We start from the raw sequence: 19,164 nt of genomic DNA, 5'->3' as shown, positions 1-19,164 counted from the left end.
AGACAGGTGCGGGGCTTTTCCGCGTTCCGGGCCCGGATGCTCTGGGCCGGACTCGGACCCTGTGTACGGGCCGGCGGGGCCTGACGGTAAAGTCAGGGAGCATCGTTGGCACGTTCCCCAGGAGGCACCCGGGTGGAGGTACAGGAGACCCGCGTTCAGACGGACCGGGTCCTCACCATCCCGAACATCCTGAGCATGGCTCGCCTCGTCGGTGTGCCGCTCTTCCTGTGGCTGATTCTCCGCCCGGTGTTCGGCGGACCCAACAGTGATGGCTGGGCGCTCCTGGTGCTGGCGCTCAGCGGTGTCAGCGACTATCTCGACGGGAAGCTCGCCCGTCGCTGGAACCAGATCAGCAGCCTCGGGCGTCTGCTGGATCCCGCGGCCGACCGGCTGTACATCCTTTCGACGCTCCTCGGGCTCACATGGCGCGAGATCCTGCCGTTGTGGCTGACCGCCGCGCTATTGGCCCGTGAGCTGATGCTGCTGGTGATGGTGGGAATCCTCCGCCGGCACGGCTATCCGCCCCCGCAGGTGAACTTCCTCGGCAAGGCGGCCACCTTCAACCTGATGTATGCGTTCCCCCTGCTGCTGCTCAGTGACGGGGACGGATGGCTGGCATCACTCGCTGAAGTTTTCGGGTGGGCGTTCGCCGGATGGGGTACAACTCTCTATTGGTGGGCAGGGATCCTCTATGTGGTCCAAGTCCGCCGACTTGTCAAGGCGGATGCCACGGCCGATTGAGCCTGTCTGTGTGTCTGGTGAAGCGCGGCGATTGAGCGCCGCGTCCGTATGACGCGAGAGGGCCAGTTACCGGATGGGTGCAGTCGGCTAGACCGTCGTCTCTGCAAGGAGGACGCTTCCGACATGAAAGCCGTTGTGATGGCTGGCGGCGAAGGCACGCGCCTTCGCCCCATGACCTCGAGCATGCCCAAGCCACTCCTGCCGGTGGCCAACCGGCCGATCATGGAGCACGTGCTGCGGCTGCTCAAGCGGCATGGGCTCAATGAGACCGTTGTTACCGTGCAGTTTCTGGCCTCGCTGGTAAAAAACTACTTCGGCGACGGCGAAGAGCTGGGCATGGAGCTCACCTATGCCAATGAGGAGAAGCCACTCGGCACCGCGGGGAGTGTCAAGAACGCCGAGGAGGCGCTGAAGGACGACGCCTTCCTCGTCATCTCCGGTGATGCGCTCACCGATTTCGACCTGACGGACCTCATCAGGTTCCACAAGGAGAAGGGCGCACTGGTGACGGTGTGCCTGACCCGGGTGCCGAACCCGTTGGAATTCGGCATCACGATCGTGGACGAGGAAGGGAAGGTGGAGCGCTTCCTGGAGAAGCCCACCTGGGGTCAGGTCTTCTCGGACACGGTCAACACGGGTATCTACGTGATGGAGCCGGAGGTCTTCGACTACGTCCAGCCCGACGTGCCCGTCGACTGGTCCGGCGATGTCTTCCCGCAGTTGATGAAGGAAGGCAAGCCGATCTACGGCTACATCGCCGAGGGCTACTGGGAGGACGTCGGCACCCACGAGAGCTATGTGAAGGCCCAGGCCGACGTGCTCGAGGGCAAGGTGGACGTCCAGCTCGACGGCTTCGAGATCTCCCCCGGAGTCTGGGTCGCCGAGGGCGCCGAGGTTCACCCCGACGCGGTGCTGCACGGGCCGTTGTACATCGGCGACTACGCCAAGGTAGAAGCCGATGTGGAGATCCGTGAACACACCGTCGTCGGATCGAACGTGGTCGTGAAGAGCGGCGCCTTCCTCCACAAGGCGGTTGTTCACGACAACGTCTACATCGGGCAGCACAGCAATCTGCGCGGCTGCGTGATCGGCAAGAACACCGACATCATGCGAGCCGCCCGCATCGAGGACGGCGCCGTCATCGGTGACGAGTGCCTCGTCGGTGAGGAATCGATCGTCCAGGGGAATGTGCGGGTCTACCCGTTCAAGACGATCGAAGCCGGTGCCTTCGTCAACACGTCGGTGATCTGGGAGTCCCGCGGACAGGCGCATCTCTTCGGAGCGCGCGGCGTCTCCGGCATCCTCAACGTGGAGATCACCCCGGAGCTGGCGGTACGGCTCGCCGGGGCGTACGCCACCACGCTGAAGAAGGGCGCCACGGTCACCACGGCACGTGACCACTCCCGGGGTGCGAGAGCCCTCAAGCGGGCCGTGATCTCCGCGCTGCAGGCCAGCGCCATCGACGTACGGGACCTGGAGAACGTGCCGTTGCCCGTGGCGCGTGAGCAGACCGGCCGCGGAAGTGCCGGCGGCATCATGATCCGGACGTCTCCCGGTGTGCCCGACTCCGTGGACATCATGTTCTTCGACGAGCGGGGCGCCGACCTCTCTCAGGCGGGGCAGCGGAAGCTGGACCGCGTCTATGCGCGGCAGGAGTACCGGCGCGCCTTCCCGGGCGAGATCGGCGACCTGAGCTTCCCGTCCAGCGTCTTCGACTCGTACACCGGGTCCCTTCTGCGCAACGTCGACACGACCGGCATCGCCGAAGCCGGCCTCAAGGTCGTGGTCGATGCGTCCAACGGCAGCGCGGGACTCGTCCTGCCGAGCCTCCTCGGCAGGCTCCAGGTGGACTCGCTGACCATCAACCCGGGTCTCGACGAGTCCCGGCCCACGGAGACGGCCGAGTCCCGCCGGGCGGGTCTCGTACGGCTCGGCGAGATAGTGGCGTCGGCGCGGGCCGCCTTCGGCGTGCGGTTCGACCCCGTCGGTGAGCGGATCTCGCTGGTGGACGAGCGGGGCCGGATCATCGAGGACGACCGCGCGTTGCTGGTGCTGCTCGACCTGGTGGCCGCCGAGCGGCGCAGCGGGCGGGTGGCGCTCCCGGTCACCACGACGAGGATCGCCGAGCAGGTAGCGGCGTACCACGGTACCCAGGTGGACTGGACGACCACCTCCCCGGACGACCTGACACGGGTGGGCCGCGAGGAGTCGACGATCTTCGGTGGCGACGGGCGCGGTGGGTTCATCGTCCCGGAGTTCAGCAGCGTCTTCGACGGTACGGCGGCGTTCGTGCGCCTGATCGGCCTGGTGGCGCGGACCCAGCTCACGCTCAGCCAGATCGATGCGCGCATACCCCGAGCCCATGTGCTGCGGCGGGACCTGGCCACTCCGTGGGCCGTCAAGGGTCTCGTGATGCGGCGGGTCGTGGAGGCGGCCGGGGACCGGCATGTCGACACGACCGACGGCGTACGCGTCGTGGAGGCCGACGGCCGGTGGGTGATGGTGCTGCCCGACCCGGCGGAGGCCGTCACCCATCTGTGGGCCGAGGGGCCGGACGACGCTTCCGCGCAGGCACTGCTCGACGAGTGGGCCGCGGTGGTGGAGAGCGCCGGTCGGTGAGCCGCTGAGGCCCATGTGCCGGGAGGTGCCCGCGGGCGCCTCCCGGCACTTCGGTGGGGCCATTCGGCGGTAACGGCTGCGACGTGCGACGATGTGCGGCATGTCGCAGCCGCCCCCCGTTCGGAGCACAGGTTCACCGCCGCCGCGTCCCGATGCGTCCATGTCGCTGCTGACCAATGTCATGGACCATGCGCTCGACGACGGCTACGCGGAGGCCTCGGCCCGCAGAGCCGCCGAGGGCGGCGGTCTGCCCCGTACGCTGCGGGCCAAGCTCGGGCTCGCCGGAGGGCTCGTCGTGGCCGCCGCGGTCGTGACGCTCGGTGCGGCACAGGCGCAGGTCGCGGCGCCGGTGGTGGCGAAGGAGCGCGAGGAGCTCATCGACCGCATCGAGTCGGAGACGTCGGCCGCCGACGGGCTCGAGGAGAAGATCGAGTCGCTGCGGGCAGAGGTGGGGGAGCGCCAGCGCAAGGCGCTGCAGCAGCACGGGGGTGACCAGGGCGAACTGGTCGCGCTGCTCTCGGGTGCGACGGAGGTCCGCGGGCCGGGCGTCAAGCTGGTCGTCGACGACGCCGAGGACACCGAGCAGGGCGGCGACGGCCCCCGGGAGAGCAGCGGTTTCTCCGACACGGGGCGGGTGCGCGACCGTGACATGCAGCGCGTGGTCAACGGGCTGTGGCAGTCGGGTGCCGAGGCGGTGGCCATCAACGGGCAGCGGCTGACCGCCCTGTCGGCGATCCGCGCGGCGGGCGACGCCATACTGGTCGACAACAAACCGCTGGTGCCGCCGTACACGGTGCTCGCGGTGGGGGACGGGAAGAAGCTGAGCACCGCGTTCCAGGACAGCGCCGACGGCCAGTACCTGCAGGCGCTGCGGGAGAACTTCGGGATCCGTACCAGCATCTCCGACCAGGAGCAGGTGCGTCTGCCGGCCGCGCCGAGCCTGATCGTACGTACAGCAGAGCCGAGGACCGCCGGAGCCGGGACGGGTGACGGGCCGGGCACGGCAGACACAGGGAAGGGCACATCGTGATCGCCGTACTGGGCCTCGTCGTGGGAGTCGTGGTCGGGCTGTTCGTCAGGCCCGAGGTGCCTGCGGTGGTGGAGCCCTACCTGCCGATCGCCGTCGTGGCCGCGCTCGACGCGGTCTTCGGAGGGCTGAGGGCCATGCTCGACGGGATCTTCGTCGACAAGGTCTTCGTCGTGTCCTTCCTGTCCAACGTCGTCGTGGCGGCACTGATCGTGTTCCTGGGGGACAAGCTGGGGGTCGGCGCGCAGCTGTCCACCGGCGTGGTCGTGGTGCTGGGTATCCGCATCTTCTCCAACGCCGCTGCCATCCGGCGGCACGTGTTCCGGGCGTGAGGCCGATGAGCGACAACGAGCAGACACCCCGCCCGGACGAGGGCGCCGAGCGGAAGCCGCAGCAGAGCGCCGGCGTGAGCGGGAGCGACATCCAGAATCAGCCGCAGCCGCAGCCGCAGCCGCAGCCGCAGCCGGAGCCGCAGCCGGAGCCGGAGCCGGAGCCGGGGCGGGGGGCTCGGTGCGGTGCAGCGGCGGGCCGCCCTCGCCGGGACCGCGGTCGCCGCGCTGCCGACCGCCGCCATCGCCCGCGTCATCCCCGGTGCCGGCTGCTTCCCGTGGCGGCGCATGAAGGACCGCGGCGCCATCACCGGCAGCGGTTCGCCTACTGCCGTGCGCCGGTGACGATGAGTGAGACGTTCTGCCCACCGAAGCCGAAGGAGTTGCTGAGCACGGCTTCCTGGGGGACGTCTCGTCGCTCCGTGACGACATCGAGATCGATGTCGGGACCGACGCCGGCCGCGGTGATGTTGCGGGTCGGCGGGATGGCGCCGTGCTTCACGCTGAGGATGGCGATGACCGCCTCGATTGCGCCGGCGGCGCCGAAGAGATGGCCGAGCGCCGCCTTGGGGGCTGTCACGGTGGCGCGGCCGAAGACCTCGCCGATCGCGTGCGCCTCGGCGACATCACCGGCCGGAGTCCCGGTGGCGTGGGCGTTGATGTGGCTGATCCGCTCGGGAGCCAAGCCGGCTTGCGCGAGGGCCTTCCGCATGGCCGAGATCTGACCGGAGCCATCGGGAGCGGGCGCCGTGATGTGGTGAGCGTCGGCGGCTATGCCGGCGCCCGCGAGTACCGCGTGGACGCGCGCGCCTCGGGCGCCGGCGTGTTCGGCGCTTTCGAGCACTACGACAGCCGCGCCTTCGCCGAGGACGAATCCGCTGCGGTCCGCGGCGAACGGCCGGGAAGCCGAGGCGGGTTCGGCGGTGTATCGCGACAGCGCTCGTGCCTGCGCGAAGCCGGCGACGGTGATCGGGGTGATCGCGGCCTCGGTTCCACCCGCGATGACCACGTCCGCCTCGCCGGCACGGATGAGCCTGGCCCCCAGGGCGATCGCCTCGGCACCGGAGGAGCACGCCGAGACGGGCGTGTAGACCCCGGCCCGCGCGCCGTATTCGATACTGATCAGCGCTGCCGCCGCATTGGGCATGAGCATCGGGACCGTGCGGGGCGAGACGCGCCGTGTCCCGGCCGCCTCCAGTGCGTCGTCTTCCTTCAGCAGCGTCCGTACGCCTCCGATGCCCGTGCCGACCGCTGATGCGAGCCGGTCCGGGTCCACCCGCGGGGCGCCGGCATCGGCCCAGGCTTCGGCCGCCGCGGTGAGGGCTGCCTGCTGTGAGCGGTCGAGCCGCCTCGCCTGCACCGGCAGCAGCGAGTCGGCGGGATCGATCGCCATCGTCCCCGCGACGGTGCCGGGAAGACCGGCGTCCTCGTGGCCGGGCAGGACGCCGCCGCGGATGCCGGACTCGCCGGCGAGCAGGGCGGCCCAGGTGGACTCGACGTCTCCACCGAGTGGCGTGATGGCGCCGAGCCCGGTCACGACGACTTCAGTCCGGTGCATGTCCGTGGACCTTTCTTGTATGCGATACAAGTAAACGCTCTTGTTTGTATCACATACAATTCGGGGGTGGAGAAGAAGCGAACCGAAGCCCGATCGACGTCGGCTCGGTCGCGTGACCGAGGTCGCGCGACGAGGCGCCGGCTGATCGAGGCAACTGCACGGCTCTGCAAGGAGCGGCCCGGCGCCGAGGTGAGCGTCGCGGAGATCGCGAACGCGGCAGGCGTCTTCCCCAATCAGGTCACCTACTACTTCGGCTCCAAGGACTCGCTGCTCGTGCACGCCGCCTTTCTCGGCTTGCTGCATGACGCCCGACGGATCGAGCGCATCGGTCGCCAAGCCCCCGATGCGGCGGCATTTCGACGCAACATCGCCCGCGCCGTACTGGCCATGCCCTCGCTCCCATCGGTCGCGCGAGCACTCGCCGCCGGGATCTCCAAGCCCGAACTCGCCCCCGTGGTCGACCGGCACCTCCAGTTGCTGTTCCGGCAATCCGAGCGCTTCGTGAGCCAGCTCATCGACAGTCGCGGCTGGAGGACCCGACGACCGCTCAGCATGGAGGCCAGGACCTTCTGGAGCACCGCGCTCGGCGCAGTGCTGCTCGTCCGCGCCGGGGCCCACGGCACGGTCGCCGACCTCGACCTCGCCGGAGCACTGACCATCCATGACGAACCCGAGCGCGGCTAGCTCGGCCGAACGGGCCTGCGGCGGAGACCTGCGCGGTTCCCGCGCGACGGCTCCGGTTCGTGTGTCGTTCCTCGCCGTCCTCGGGCTGCGGCTGCTCGACCCCGAGGGCCGGTGACGCACGGCGTACGCTGGGGTTATGAGCACCGCCCCCACCCCCGGCCCGCGCGATGCGAAGCCCGAGCCGGCGCCGCCGAAGAAGAAGACGCCGGCCCTGGTCTTCGACGATCCGCTGGACCAGCAATCCGCGGACGATACGGACCGAGCGTGGGGCGAGCGGACTCCTGCCGGCGACAGCGCCGCGGATCTGGCGCGCTTCCTCGACGAGAAGCCGCCGCACCACATCTGAGCCGGCGCTGGAGCCGACCGCCGGGCCGGGGCCCCACCGGCCCCGGCTACGGCCTTGTGCGGCCGGCGTCCCGCTGTGCGACGAGCTCCTCCCGGATCTCCTTGAGCATCTCCAGCTCGCTGACCTCCAAGGTTTCCTCGACGTCCGCCCGCAGCCTCTCCTGCGCGGCCCGCCGGGCCAGGTACCTGGCCATGGGCAGGACCATCAGGAAGTACACGACCGCCGCGGTGATCAGGAAGCCGAGGGTGGCACTGAACATCGAGCCCCACAGGATCGTGATGCCGCTGACGACCTCGCCGCTGTCGTTCACCAGGCACGGGCCCCTCAGGCAGCACCGGTAGCTGTCCAGGTTCTTGGTGCCGAAGGCACCGACGACCGGGTTGATGGCGCCCCGCACCACGGCGTTCACGATGTTGGTGAACGCGGCGCCGACGACCACCGCGACCGCCAGGTCGATCACATTGCCCCGCATGAGGAAGGCCTTGAAGCCTTCCAGCACGTTCTCCGACTTCTCCTGGCTCACCACGGTGCCCTTCGTCGCGGGGGCAGTTGGCGCAGCCATTACGCCGGGAACCGTGCATAACCGCCCAATCCGTACATACGGACAGGTGACGGGACAGACGTTCGGTGCGAATCAGCACAGGATCACCGCCAGGCGGGACGTGGCGGCGGCACCGGCCAGCGCGGCCGCGGTCGCCCGCGGTACCGACAGCACGACCAGTGCCCCGCCGTCCGGGGACGGTTCGCGCATCCGCGGCACCTCGGCCACCCGGGCCCCGGCGGCCACCACCTTGGCGTCCTCGCCGTCCTCCGTGGGCGACGCGGCCGCGGCGATCACGTCCACCCGGTCCCCGGCCCGCAGCAGCCGGACCGTCGCGGCGTCCGCGATCCGTACCGGGGCCGACACCAGTGCGACCGGCGGGCGCGCTCGCTCCTTCTGCCGCTCCGGAACCGCCGTCACGGCGTGCGGTGCGCCGGTGTCGGCCGGGCCGCGCGGCCCCCAGGCCGCCAGGGCGGCAGCCGTCACCGCCAGCCCGGCCGCCAGGGCCCGCCGCCTGCGCCGCACCGCCCGGCGCAGCCGCAGCCTCCCGCCGCGGACCCGCAGCGGCGCGAACTGCGGCACACCGCGGATCTCCGGCACCCCGGCGGGCGCAACGGACGAGCAGACGGACGGAGAGGAGGAGAACGTCGAGAAGGAGGGGGAAGAGCAGGCGGAAGGAGAAGCGGAGGACGAGCGGCCGGAAGGAGAAGCGGAGAAGAAGGGGGTGGAAGGAGAAGCGGCGGACGAGCGGGCGGAAGGAGAGGCGGAGAAAGGGAAGGATGCGGAGAACGGCACGGCACACACCACCTGCACGAGGTCGAGGAAGATCGCGTCGGGACGTCCGCCGGCTTTCCGCCGACGCCGTCGCCCCTCACGATCCCGCGCCCGGGCCGATCCCGCCGGACCCTGTGGACAGCCCGGCGTATGTGGAGAAAGTCCTCACCTCGACGGGTGAGGACTACGGCAGTTCGATGCCCAGGTCCCAGCCGTCGTGCGCGTGCGTGCACAAGCACGACCGGCTGTCGGTCTCCGGCAGCGCCGCGACCGCGTCGAAGAGCACCTCGCGCAGCCGTCCGACGTTCTCCCCGAACACCCTCAGCACCTCGGTGTGCGAGACGCCCTCGCCCGTCTCCGCACCCGCGTCCAGGTCCGTGACCAGCGCCATCGAGGTGTAGCAGAGCCCCAGCTCCCGGGCGAGCACCGCTTCGGGGTGACCGGTCATGCCGACGACCGACCAGCCCATCGCCGCGTGCCACTGCGACTCGGCCCGGGTCGAGAAGCGCGGGCCCTCTATGACGACCATGGTGCCGCCGTCCACCGCCTCCCAGCCGCGCCCGTGCGCGGCGGCCAGCGCGATCTTGCGCCCGTCGGGGCAGTAGGGGTCGGCGAACGAGGTGTGCACGACGTTCGGCACGCTGCCGTCCGGCAGCGGCTCGCCGTCGAAGTAGGTCTGCGTCCGCGCCTTGGTGCGGTCCACGAGCTGGTCCGGCACGAGCAGGGTGCCCGGCCCGTACTCGGGGCGCAGGCCGCCGACCGCGCCGGGCCCCAGGACCTGGCGCACACCGGCAGCGCGAAGCGCCCACAGGTTGGCGCGGTAGTTGATGCGGTGCGGCGGCAGGTGGTGGCCGCGGCCGTGCCGCGGCAGGAACACGACGCGCCGTCCGGCCAGCTCGCCGAAGAACAGGGAGTCGCTCGGGCTGCCGTACGGGGTGGTCACCTGGACCTCGGTGACGTCCTCCAGGAAGGAGTAGAAGCCCGAGCCGCCGATCACACCGATCTCTGCGTTCGTGTTCGCCATGCGGTCACCCTAGCCGGGCGCGGAAACGCCGTGGACCCCGCCGTACGGAACGGCGGGGTCCACGGGAACGACCGAGGAGGAAGAGGTCAGGCAGCGGAGCTGGTGCTGCTGCTCGACGTGCTCGATGCCGCCGGCTTCGCGTCGGAGGACGCCCCCTTCGACGAGGACGAGGACGACGTCGACGAAGCGGACGTCGAGGACGACGCGGGCGAGCTGCTCGACGACGCGCCACGGCTGTCGTTGCGGTAGAAACCGGAGCCCTTGAAGACGATGCCCACCGCCGAGAACACCTTCTTCAGGCGTCCCTTGCAGCTGGGGCACTCGGTCAGCGCGTCATCGGTGAACTTCTGCACCGCCTCGAGGCCCTCGCCGCACTCGGTGCACTGGTACTGGTAGGTCGGCACTTTGTCTTCCTCCTGGCACTCTCACTCATTGAGTGCTAACGACAGTCCATACTGACGTATTCCGCGGGATCAGTCCACCGTCACCGGCACTCGGTGACCGACGCCACGTGCCACTGTCCGTGCGGCGGTACGCGGTGCGAGGTGCGACCGGAGGGCCACCAGAGTGACCAGTGCGAGTGCCGTGCCGCCCAGCGGGACCAGGAATCCGGCGCTCGCGCCGTACCCGTCCGCGAGCCGCCCGGCCACTGTCACGGCGGCCGCCTGGCCCAGCGCCACGGCACCGGTCAGCCAGGTGAAGGCCTCGGTACGGGCGGAGGCGGGCACCAGCGTCTCGACCAGCGTGTAGCCGGTGATCAGCGCGGGGGCGATGCACAGGCCGACGACGAGGCCCAGCGCGCCCAGCAGGACGACCGAGTGCACCGACCACAGCAGTGAGGCGGCCACGGTGAGGGCCGCGTACCCGGCGATCAGGCGGCGGCGCGGCCCGATCTTCCAGGCGATGGCGCCGACCGCGATGCCCGCCAGCATGTTGCCCGCGGCGAACAGCCCGTACAGCAGGCCGTTGGCGCCGGGGTTGCCGATCTCCTCCGTGAACGCGGTCAGCGAGACCTGCATGCCGCCGAAGACCGAGCCGATGCCGAGGAAGGCGACGGCCAGGACCCGTACGCCGGGGATGGACAGCGCGGAGGCACGCTCCCCGCGCGCGTGGGTCCCGCCTTCGGCGTCACCCGCGGCGGCGAAGCCGTGCGGCGGCTGCGTACGGCGCTGGGCGGCGAAGAGCAGACCGCCGGCCAGCGTCAGCGACGCCTCGGCGATCAGGCCGGCCGCGGGGTGGACGCCGGTGCACAGGGCGGTGGCCAGCACCGGGCCCACCACGAAGGTGAACTCGTCGGTGACGGACTCGAAGGCCGCCGCCGTCGACATCAGGGGCGAGCCCTCCAGCCGGGCGGCCCAGCGGGCGCGCACCATGGGCCCGACCTGGGGCACGGAGGCGCCCGTCGGGACGGCCGCGGCGAACAGCGCCCACAGGGGAGCGTCGGCCAGGGCGAGGGCCGTCAGGGCGGTGACGGACGCGGTGTGCACGACGACGCCGGGGACGAGCACGGCACGCTGGCCGAAACGGTCGGCGAGCTTGCCGCTCTGCGGCGCGAACAGCGCCATGGAGACACCGGTGAAGGCGGCGACGGCGCCGGCGCTTCCGTAGGAACCGGTGGTGTGCTGAACCAGGAGGACGATGCCGATGGTCAGCATCGCGAAGGGCTGCCGCGCCGCGAACCCGGGGAGCAGGAACGACCACGCACCTGGGGTGCGCAGGAGCTGCCCGTAGCCGGGACGCTTGACAGCGTCAGACGTGGTGACCGTGGATGCCACGGCCCGTGCCTTTCTGCCGCCTGGTAGCGCTCCCCTGGGTGTCGGGAGCCGCCGAGAGCTGTCCTCTTGCGCGGAACTGCGGTAGATACCGGTGCCCACTCACAGGGGCGTCGCGGCCGCCATACGGTCGCGCCAGCTCTGCATCAGGCAGAGGTGGTCGATCAGGTTCGGTCGATCAGTGTGCCTTCATGATACAGGGGAGAGGCATATGACGCCTGTGAATTTGCCTACCCCGTCCCGCGTGCACCTTGTGATCAACCGGATGTCCGTCCGCCCGTGCCCAGCCAGTCGGCCAGCTTGCCGCCCTGCCCGACCGCCCGCAGCCGTCGCTCCGCCGCGTCCCGCACCGGATCCGTGGCCACGACCAGCAGCTCGTCGCCGCGCCGCAGCGCGGTCGTCGGTGACGGTACGAAGCTCTTGTCGTCCCGCACCACGAGGGTGACGGCCGCCCCGGGCGGCAGGCGCAGCTCGGCGACCTCCACGCCGTGCATCTTCGAGCCTCCCGGGATGGCCACCGACAGCAGGTGCCCGCGCAGCCGCTCCAGGGGGGCCGATTCGATGCCCAGGTCGGCCGCCTCCCCGGCGTCGCCCAGCCGCAGCGCCTTCGCCAGCCAGGGCAGCGTGGGGCCCTGCACCAGGGTGTAGACGACGACCAGGACGAAGACGATGTTGAAGATCTTCTCGCTGCCCTCGATACCGGTCACCATGGGGATCGTCGCCAGGATGACGGGCACGGCGCCGCGCAGGCCCGCCCAGGAGAGCAGGGCCCGCTCCTGCCACGGCAGCCGGAACGGCAGCAGGCTGATCACGACCGAGAGCGGCCTCGCGACCACCGTCAGCACCAGCCCGACCATCACGGCCGGCCAGAAGTCGTCGAGCAGCTCGTGCGGGGTCACCAGCAGCCCCAGGAGCACGAACATGCCGATCTGGGCGATCCAGCCCAGGCCCTCGGCGAAACCGCGGTTCGCCGGCGCGTGCGGCAGCTTGGCGTTGCCCAGCACCACCGAGGCCAGGTACACGGCCAGGAAGCCGCTGCCGTGCGCCATGGCGCCGGCCGCGTACGCCACGACCGCGATGGCCATCACCGCGATCGGGTACAGGCCGGAGGCGGGCAGTGCCACGTGCCGCAGCCCGAACGAGCCGAGGAACCCGACCAGCAGGCCGACCACCGCACCGATGGCGAGCTCCATGACGATCTCGCCGACCAGTACGTACCAGCTGTCCACCGGTCCGGTCGTGGAGAAGGCCACCACCAGGATCACCACGGGGGCGTCGTTGAACCCGGACTCGGCCTCCAGGACACCGGTCAGGCGCGAGGGGAGGGGGACCTTGCGCAGGACGGAGAAGACCGCGGCGGCGTCCGTCGAGGAGACGACCGCGCCGATGATCAGGGCCTGGCGCCAGTCGAGGCCGACCAGGTAATGCGCCGCCGTGGCGGTGACGCCCACGCTCACCGCGACGCCGACGGTCGACAGCAGGGCCGCCGCGGGCAACGCGGGCCTGATCTCCTTCCACTTGGTGCCCAGGCCGCCCTCAGCCAGGATCACCACCAGGGCGGCATAGCCGATCACCTGGGTCAGTCCGACGTTGTCGAAGGCGACATGGCCGATGCCGTCCTGCCCCATGGCGATCCCGATCCCCAGGTACAGCAGCAGGCTGGGAAGCCCGCTGCGGGACGAGATGCGCACCGCCGCGACGGCGACGAGCAGCACGAGCGCGCTGATGAGCAGGAGTTCGTTGAGCTGGTGGACAGTCAGTGGCCGATCCTTCCCTCACGTGCATGCCGGATCTCTGCCGGCTGCCGCTTACTTCGTTACCTTACCTAATCTTTAACGTTTTCTTGACGTCTCTTTCGCACCAGGTGCCCCAGTGGCAAGGGGTCCCGGAAGGGTCCCGTACAGACACCGCGTCCTGGCCGGGTGAGCGCTGCGCCTATGGTTGCTCCCAGCACTCCCGGACCAGCCTGCGCCTCGAAGGACAGCGATGCCCGCCAACACCACCGCCGCTTCCACCAAGAAGAAGGGGCGACGCGCCCGCCTGCTCGTGTTCGTTCTGGTGCTGGCGCTGGTCGCGGGCGTCGGATACGGCGCCTACTGGACCGTCAGCACGGTGCGCGCCTCCTTCCCCCAGACCACCGGCACGCTCGACGTCGAGGGGCTGAGCGCCCCGGTCGACGTCAAGCGCGACCAGTACGGGATCCCGCAGATCTACGCCTCCACCGACGAGGACCTGTTCCGCGCGCAGGGCTACGTCCACGCGCAGGACCGCTTCTGGGAGATGGATGTGCGCCGCCACATGACGGCCGGGCGGCTCTCCGAGATGTTCGGAAAGAGCCAGGTGGACGCGGACGCCTTCCTGCGCACGCTCGGCTGGCACCGGGTGGCGCAGGAGGAGTACGACAAGAAGCTCTCGCCCGACACCAAGAAGTACCTCCAGGCGTACGCGGACGGTGTCAACGCCTACCTGAAGGGCAAGGAGGGCCGGGACGTCTCCCTGGAGTACGCCGCCCTCGCCTTCAGCAACGACTACACGATCGAGCCCTGGACGCCGGTCGACTCGGTGGCCTGGCTCAAGGCCATGGCCTGGGACCTGCGCGGCAACATGCAGGAGGAGATCGACCGATCGCTGATGCACAGCCGGCTCAGCGAGAAGCAGATCAAGGACCTCTACCCGGCCTACCCGTACGACCTGCACCAGCCGGTCGTCGGCAAGGGGGCCGTGGACGAGGCGACGGGCAAGTTCGACCCGTCCGCCGAGGCATCCGGCTCCTCCGGCTCCTCGGCGGGTTCCCAGGGTTCCCAGGGTTCCCAGGGCTCCTCCGGAGCGGCCGGCACCCCGCAGGGGGCCGCCCAGGGCTTCCAGACGCAGCTGTCCGCGCTGTCCGACAGCCTGGAGCGCATCCCGGCGCTGCTCGGCCCGAACGGCAACGGCATCGGGTCCAACTCCTGGGTCGTCTCCGGCAAGTACACGACCACCGGCAAGCCGCTCCTGGCGAACGACCCGCACCTGGCGCCGCAGCTGCCGTCCCTCTGGTACCAGATGGGCCTGCACTGCCGCTCCGTGTCCGACAAGTGCCGTTACGACGTCGCCGGGTACACCTTCTCCGGTATGCCCGGTGTGATAATCGGCCATAATCAGGACATCGCCTGGGGCTTCACCAACCTGGGCGCCGACGTCAGCGACCTCTACCTGCAGAAGGTCTCCGACAAGGGCTACCAGTACGGCGGTAAGGAAGTGCCCTTCACCGTCCGCACGGAGACCATCAAGGTCGCGGGCGGCGGCAGCCGGACCATCACGGTCCGCACCACCAACAACGGCCCCCTGGTGTCCGACCGCAACAACGAGCTGGAGAAGGTCGGCGAGAAGGCCCCCGTCACCACCCCGGCCCCCGACCGCGGCGACGGCTACGCGGTCGCCCTGCGGTGGACCGCGCTGGACCCGGGCAAGTCCATGGACGCCGTGTTCAAGCTGAACCGCGCCAAGGACTTCGACGAGTTCCGCCGGGCCGCCCGCGACTTCGAGGTCCCCGCCCAGAACCTCGTCTACGCCGACGCCAAGGGCGCCGAGGGCCACATCGGCTACCAGGCACCCGGACGGATCCCCGTCCGCGCGAAGGGCCACGACGGCACCATGCCGGCGCCCGGCTGGGACCCGAAGTACCGCTGGGAGAAGGACCCCGTCCCCTTCGACGAGCTGCCGTACGAGCAGGACCCGCAGCGCGGCTACATCGTGACCGCCAACCAGGCCGTCATCGACGCGGAGAAGTACCCGCACGCGCTCACGCAGGACTGGGGCTACGGCTCGCGCAGCCAGCGGATCAACGACCTCATCGAGTTGAAGATCAAGGACGGCGGCAAGATCTCGACCGACGACATGCGCACCATGCAGATGGACAACAGCAGCGAGATCGCCAAGATGCTGACTCCGTACCTGCTGAAGATCGACGTCTCGGACGACGCGTACGTCCGTGAGGCCCAGCAGCTCCTGGAGGGCTGGGACTACACCCAGGCGGCGGACTCGGGCGCCGCGGCGTACTTCAACGCGGTCTGGCGCAACGTCCTCAAGCTGGCCTTCGGTGACAAGCTGCCGAAGGAGCTGCGGGTCAAGGGCGAGTGCATCAACGTCCGCCCGGCCGACTCGACCGGCCCGATCGACGAGCAGAACAGGCTCGTGCGGGAGTGCGGCCAGCGTGACGCCGAGTCGGCCCAGCCGGACGGCGGCGACCGCTGGTACGAGGTGGTCCGCCCGCTCCTGAAGAACGAGAAGAGCGAGTGGTGGCAGTCGCCGGCCAACCGGATCGACGAGGGCACCACGACCCGCGACCAGCTCCTGCGGCGCGCCATGATCGACGCCCGCTGGGAGCTGACCTCGAAGCTCGGCAAGGACGTCAACAGCTGGAGCTGGGGCCGCCTGCACCAGCTGACCCTCAAGAACCAGACCCTCGGCACCGAAGGTCCGGGCTTCCTGCAGGCCATGCTCAACCGGGGCCCGTGGAACCTGGCCGGCGGCGAGGCGGCGGTCAACGCCACCGGCTGGAACGCCGCGGGCGGCTACGGGGTCGTCTGGGTGCCGTCCATGCGCATGGTCGTGAACGTCGGCGACTGGGACAAGTCCCGCTGGATCAACCTGACCGGCGCCTCCGGACACGCCTACAGCGCCCACTACACCGACCAGACCGACAAGTGGGCCAAGGGTGAGCTGCTCGACTGGGCCTACGGCGAGAAGGCGGTCGACGCGACGACCGCCGACACACTGGTGCTCAAACCGTGACTCCGCCCGGGCCGTGAGGCCGCCCGGGCCGTGACTCCGCTCAGGCCATCAGGCCGTGGAAGGGCCTGAACCGGAGCGTGACGTCCGGGGTCACCACCGCGTGCACGGGGTGGTCGTGCGGTTCCTCCGGGACCCGCTCGACCACCTCGTTCGCGTAGAGCAGCACCACCAGGTGCGGGTCCGCCCCGGCCCGCACGAACCGGGCGAGCACCCGGTCGTACGAACCGCCGCCCCGCCCCAGGCGCATGCCGCGCGCGTCGACGGCGAGGCCGGGCAGCAGGACCGTGTCGGCCTCCAGGACGGCGTCCACGCCCAGGCGGGGCCCGGACGGCTCCAGGAGCCCGCGCCGGGCGCGTACGAGCCGCTCGGCGCCCTCGTACGCCGCCCAGTCCAGGTCGTTGTCGGGCAGGAGGGCCGGCAGCAGGACGCGCACCCCGCGCCCGCGCAGCGCGTCGAGAAGCGCGCGGGTGCCCGGTTCGGTTCCCATCGACACATATGCGGCGACCGTCCGAGCCCGTCGCAGCTCGGGCAGTTTCAGGGCGATGTCGGTGAGAACCGCGGCTGCCTTCTCGACGTCCTCACTGGTCAGAAGGGTCCGCGCGGCGAGCAGGTGGCGTCGCAGAGCGGTCTTTTCAGACATGTCGCCGGTCATAGTGATCTCACGAACCCCTCATATATGCCTTTATGTGACGGAAGTTAACCGGAGACAATCTTCCGCCCATACCAACCCGATAGGGTGCACCGCATGACTCAGTCGCACACCAGGATCAGCAAGGCTGTCATCCCCGCCGCAGGCCTCGGCACCCGGTTCCTGCCGGCCACGAAAGCCACTCCCAAAGAGATGCTGCCTGTCGTCGACAAGCCCGCCATCCAGTACGTCGTCGAGGAGGCCGTGACCGCCGGCCTCTCCGACGTGCTGATGATCACCGGCCGTAACAAGCGTCCGCTCGAAGACCACTTCGACCGCAACTACGAGCTGGAGGAAGCCCTCGTCAAGAAGGGCGACCAGGAGCGACTGGGCAAGGTGCGGGAGTCCAACGACCTCGCCACCATGCACTACGTGCGCCAGGGCGACCCGCGGGGCCTCGGCCACGCCGTCCTGTGCGCCGCGCCGCACGTGGGCGACCAGCCCTTCGCCGTTCTGCTCGGCGACGACCTGATCGACCCGCGCGACCCGCTGCTGCAGCGCATGATCGACGTCCAGGAGCGCGAGGGCGGCAGCGTCGTGGCCCTCATGGAGGTCGAGCCCTCCCAGATCCACCTCTACGGCTGCGCCGCCGTCGAGCCCACGGCCGACTCCGACGTCGTGCGGGTGACCGGCCTCGTCGAGAAGCCCGACCCCTCGGAGGCGCCCAGCAGTTACGCCATCATCGGCCGCTACGTCCTCGACCCCGCCGTGTTCGAGATACTGCGCAAGACCGAACCGGGCCGCGGCGGCGAGATCCAGCTCACCGACGCCCTGCAGAAGCTGGCCTCCGACGAGAAGGCCGGCGGCCCCGTCCACGGCGTGGTCTTCAAGGGCCGCCGCTATGACACCGGCGACCGGGGCGACTATCTGCGGGCGATTGTCAGACTCGCGTGCGAACGTGAGGATCTGGGACCGGAGTTCCGTTCCTGGCTTCGCCGTTACGTCACCGAGGAGATGTAGGGACTTGAGTACGACCTGGTCGGTGGACGAGCACCTGGAGGACATCCTCGGCGCCATCCGCCCGCTCGAACCCATCGAGCTCACCCTGCCCGACGCCCAGGGCTGTGTCCTGGTCGAGGACGTCGTGGCGCCCGCCGCCCTGCCGCCCTTCGACAACAGCTCCATGGACGGCTACGCGGTACGGGTGGCGGACGTCACCGGCGCCACCGAGGAGTTCCCGGCGGTGCTCACCGTCATCGGTGACGTCGCGGCGGGCAGCGGCGGACCGCCCACCGTCGGCCCCGGCCAGGCCGCACGCATCATGACCGGCGCGCCGCTGCCGCCCGGCGCCGAAGCGGTCGTCCCGGTCGAGTGGACCGACGGCGGCGCGGGCGGCGCGCCCGCCACCGGTATGCGGGCCGCCAGCGCCGCGCCCGAGGGCGCGAGCGGCGAGGTCCGCGTCCACCGCCCGGTCGAGGCCCGCGCGCATGTGCGTGCGCGCGGCAGCGACGTCCAGGCCGGCGACCTGGCCCTCGAAGCGGGTACGGTCCTCGGCCCGCCGCAGCTGGGGCTGCTCGCCGCCATCGGGCGCGGCGCCGTGCGGGTGCGCCCCCGCCCGCGCGTGGTCGTGCTCTCCACCGGCAGCGAGCTGGTCCAGCCGGGCGAGGAACTCGGCCCCGGCCGGATCTACGACTCCAACAGCTTCACGCTGGCCGCGGCCGCGCGGGACGCCGGCGCCATCGCGTACCGGGTCGGTGCCGTCACCGACGACGCCGACACGCTGCGGGCCACCATCGAGGACCAGCTGATCCGGGCGGACATGCTGGTCACCACCGGAGGGGTCAGCGTCGGCGCGTACGACGTCGTCAAGGAGGCCCTGTCCTCCGTCGGCGACCAGGACGTGCCGGGCAGCGGCATCGACTTCCGCACGCTCGCCATGCAGCCCGGCAAGCCCCAGGGCTTCGGCTCGATCGGCCCCGACCACACCCCGCTGCTCGCACTCCCGGGCAACCCGGTCTCCTCGTACGTCTCCTTCGAGCTCTTCGTGCGCCCCGCCATCCGCGCGCTGATGGGCCTCAAGGACGAGCCGGACACCCAGCGCCCCCGCGTGCGGGCGGTGCTCGCCGCCGACGGGCCGCTGTCCTCGCCGTCCGGCAAGCGCCAGTTCCTGCGCGGCACGTACGACGCCGAGGCGGGCACGGTCACGCCGGTGGGGGGTGCCGGTTCGCACCTGATCGCCGCCCTCGCGCACGCGGACGCCCTGCTCGTCGTCCCCGAGGGCACCACCGCGGTCGAGCCGGGCGACGCCCTCGACGTGATCCTCATCGGCTGAGGCCCCCGGTGTGGCG

Annotated in this window: 18 protein-coding genes and 1 pseudogene; 11 read left to right on the top strand and 8 right to left on the bottom strand. The window is 70.5% G+C overall.

Annotated features, from left to right (window positions below; translation table 11 throughout):
* Window positions 1-132: 132 nt before the first annotated feature.
* From IH00_RS0102470 to IH00_RS43215, 5 genes and pseudogenes are all read left to right on the top strand, one after another.
* Entirely contained in the window at window positions 133-741 is a 609-nt protein-coding gene (locus IH00_RS0102470) for a cardiolipin synthase ClsA (protein WP_031069016.1), read from the top strand.
* A gap of 123 nt (window positions 742-864) precedes the next feature.
* Window positions 865-3,360, top strand: coding sequence for a mannose-1-phosphate guanyltransferase (locus IH00_RS0102465; RefSeq protein WP_031069015.1), 2,496 nt, complete (start codon window positions 865-867; stop codon window positions 3,358-3,360).
* 100 nt (window positions 3,361-3,460) lie between these two features.
* Complete coding sequence (locus IH00_RS0102460; RefSeq protein WP_031069013.1) at window positions 3,461-4,390, top strand: DUF881 domain-containing protein; 930 nt, start codon at window positions 3,461-3,463, stop codon at window positions 4,388-4,390.
* Window positions 4,387-4,719 carry a small basic family protein gene (locus tag IH00_RS0102455; RefSeq protein ID WP_031069011.1) on the top strand — a complete coding sequence of 111 codons (333 nt, stop codon included), beginning with the start codon at window positions 4,387-4,389 and terminating at the stop codon, window positions 4,717-4,719. Before IH00_RS0102460 ends, IH00_RS0102455 begins: the two co-directional genes overlap by 4 nt.
* Before the next feature lie 237 nt (window positions 4,720-4,956).
* Window positions 4,957-5,060 (top strand): annotated as a pseudogene (locus IH00_RS43215) (MFS transporter); the annotation flags it as partial.
* On the opposite strand, the gene IH00_RS0102445 reads toward IH00_RS43215, so the two are convergent.
* Entirely contained in the window at window positions 5,042-6,274 is a 1,233-nt protein-coding gene (locus IH00_RS0102445) for a beta-ketoacyl-[acyl-carrier-protein] synthase family protein (RefSeq protein ID WP_031069009.1), read from the bottom strand. The pseudogene IH00_RS43215 and the gene IH00_RS0102445 overlap by 19 nt on opposite strands.
* Before the next feature lie 66 nt (window positions 6,275-6,340).
* Between IH00_RS0102445 and IH00_RS0102440 the strand changes: the two genes are divergently transcribed.
* From IH00_RS0102440 to IH00_RS0102435, 3 genes are read left to right on the top strand one after another with little or no spacing between them, the layout of a single operon-like run.
* Window positions 6,341-6,958 carry a TetR/AcrR family transcriptional regulator C-terminal domain-containing protein gene (locus IH00_RS0102440; protein ID WP_031069007.1) on the top strand — a complete coding sequence of 206 codons (618 nt, stop codon included), beginning with the start codon at window positions 6,341-6,343 and terminating at the stop codon, window positions 6,956-6,958.
* On the top strand, window positions 6,936-7,073 hold the full coding sequence (locus tag IH00_RS42525; RefSeq protein ID WP_158827620.1) for a hypothetical protein: 138 nt from the start codon (window positions 6,936-6,938) through the stop codon (window positions 7,071-7,073). Before IH00_RS0102440 ends, IH00_RS42525 begins: the two co-directional genes overlap by 23 nt.
* 21 nt (window positions 7,074-7,094) lie before the next feature.
* Window positions 7,095-7,304, top strand: a complete 210-nt coding sequence (locus IH00_RS0102435) for a hypothetical protein (protein ID WP_031069005.1) — start codon at window positions 7,095-7,097, stop codon at window positions 7,302-7,304.
* Between the two features lie 46 nt (window positions 7,305-7,350).
* On the opposite strand, the gene IH00_RS0102430 is transcribed toward IH00_RS0102435, so the two are convergent.
* The 6 genes from IH00_RS0102430 to IH00_RS0102400 form a co-directional block, all read right to left on the bottom strand.
* A complete protein-coding gene (locus tag IH00_RS0102430; RefSeq protein WP_199819677.1) occupies window positions 7,351-7,866 on the bottom strand; it encodes a large conductance mechanosensitive channel protein MscL in 516 nt (171 codons plus the stop codon).
* Between the two features lie 72 nt (window positions 7,867-7,938).
* Window positions 7,939-8,445: a hypothetical protein gene (locus IH00_RS0102425; RefSeq protein ID WP_078887515.1), complete on the bottom strand. Its 507-nt coding sequence runs from the start codon at window positions 8,443-8,445 to the stop codon at window positions 7,939-7,941.
* A 358-nt stretch (window positions 8,446-8,803) separates the two neighbouring features.
* Window positions 8,804-9,643 (bottom strand): S-methyl-5'-thioadenosine phosphorylase, encoded by an 840-nt coding sequence (locus IH00_RS0102420; RefSeq protein ID WP_031069000.1) that lies wholly within the window; start codon window positions 9,641-9,643, stop codon window positions 8,804-8,806.
* An 86-nt stretch (window positions 9,644-9,729) separates the two neighbouring features.
* On the bottom strand, window positions 9,730-10,047 hold the full coding sequence (locus IH00_RS39725) for an FmdB family zinc ribbon protein (RefSeq protein ID WP_078887514.1): 318 nt from the start codon (window positions 10,045-10,047) through the stop codon (window positions 9,730-9,732).
* Window positions 10,048-10,116: 69 nt separating this feature from the next.
* A complete protein-coding gene (locus IH00_RS0102405) occupies window positions 10,117-11,418 on the bottom strand; it encodes an MFS transporter (RefSeq protein ID WP_031068999.1) in 1,302 nt (433 codons plus the stop codon).
* Between the two features lie 254 nt (window positions 11,419-11,672).
* Window positions 11,673-13,130 (bottom strand): potassium/proton antiporter, encoded by a 1,458-nt coding sequence (locus IH00_RS0102400; protein ID WP_031068997.1) that lies wholly within the window; start codon window positions 13,128-13,130, stop codon window positions 11,673-11,675.
* 271 nt (window positions 13,131-13,401) lie between these two features.
* Here IH00_RS0102400 and IH00_RS0102395 point away from each other — a divergent pair, with 271 nt between their 5' ends.
* The gene (locus tag IH00_RS0102395; protein ID WP_031068994.1) at window positions 13,402-16,188 is read left to right on the top strand and encodes a penicillin acylase family protein; all 2,787 of its coding nucleotides are present in this window, start codon (window positions 13,402-13,404) and stop codon (window positions 16,186-16,188) included.
* 40 nt (window positions 16,189-16,228) lie between these two features.
* Here IH00_RS0102395 and IH00_RS0102390 read toward each other — a convergent pair whose 3' ends face one another.
* Window positions 16,229-16,840: a 5-formyltetrahydrofolate cyclo-ligase gene (locus IH00_RS0102390; protein ID WP_031068992.1), complete on the bottom strand. Its 612-nt coding sequence runs from the start codon at window positions 16,838-16,840 to the stop codon at window positions 16,229-16,231.
* Window positions 16,841-16,933: 93 nt separating this feature from the next.
* Between IH00_RS0102390 and galU the strand changes: the two genes are divergently transcribed.
* Window positions 16,934-17,836, top strand: coding sequence for a UTP--glucose-1-phosphate uridylyltransferase GalU (galU, locus tag IH00_RS0102385; protein ID WP_031068991.1), 903 nt, complete (start codon window positions 16,934-16,936; stop codon window positions 17,834-17,836).
* A gap of 4 nt (window positions 17,837-17,840) precedes the next feature.
* On the top strand, window positions 17,841-19,148 hold the full coding sequence (gene glp / locus IH00_RS0102380; protein WP_031068988.1) for a molybdotransferase-like divisome protein Glp: 1,308 nt from the start codon (window positions 17,841-17,843) through the stop codon (window positions 19,146-19,148).
* Window positions 19,149-19,164: the final 16 nt, after the last annotated feature.

The organism is Streptomyces sp. NRRL S-118 (genome assembly GCF_000716335.1).
GTDB lineage: Bacteria > Actinomycetota > Actinomycetes > Streptomycetales > Streptomycetaceae > Streptomyces.
This window is presented reverse-complemented; position numbering and strand designations above follow the sequence as displayed.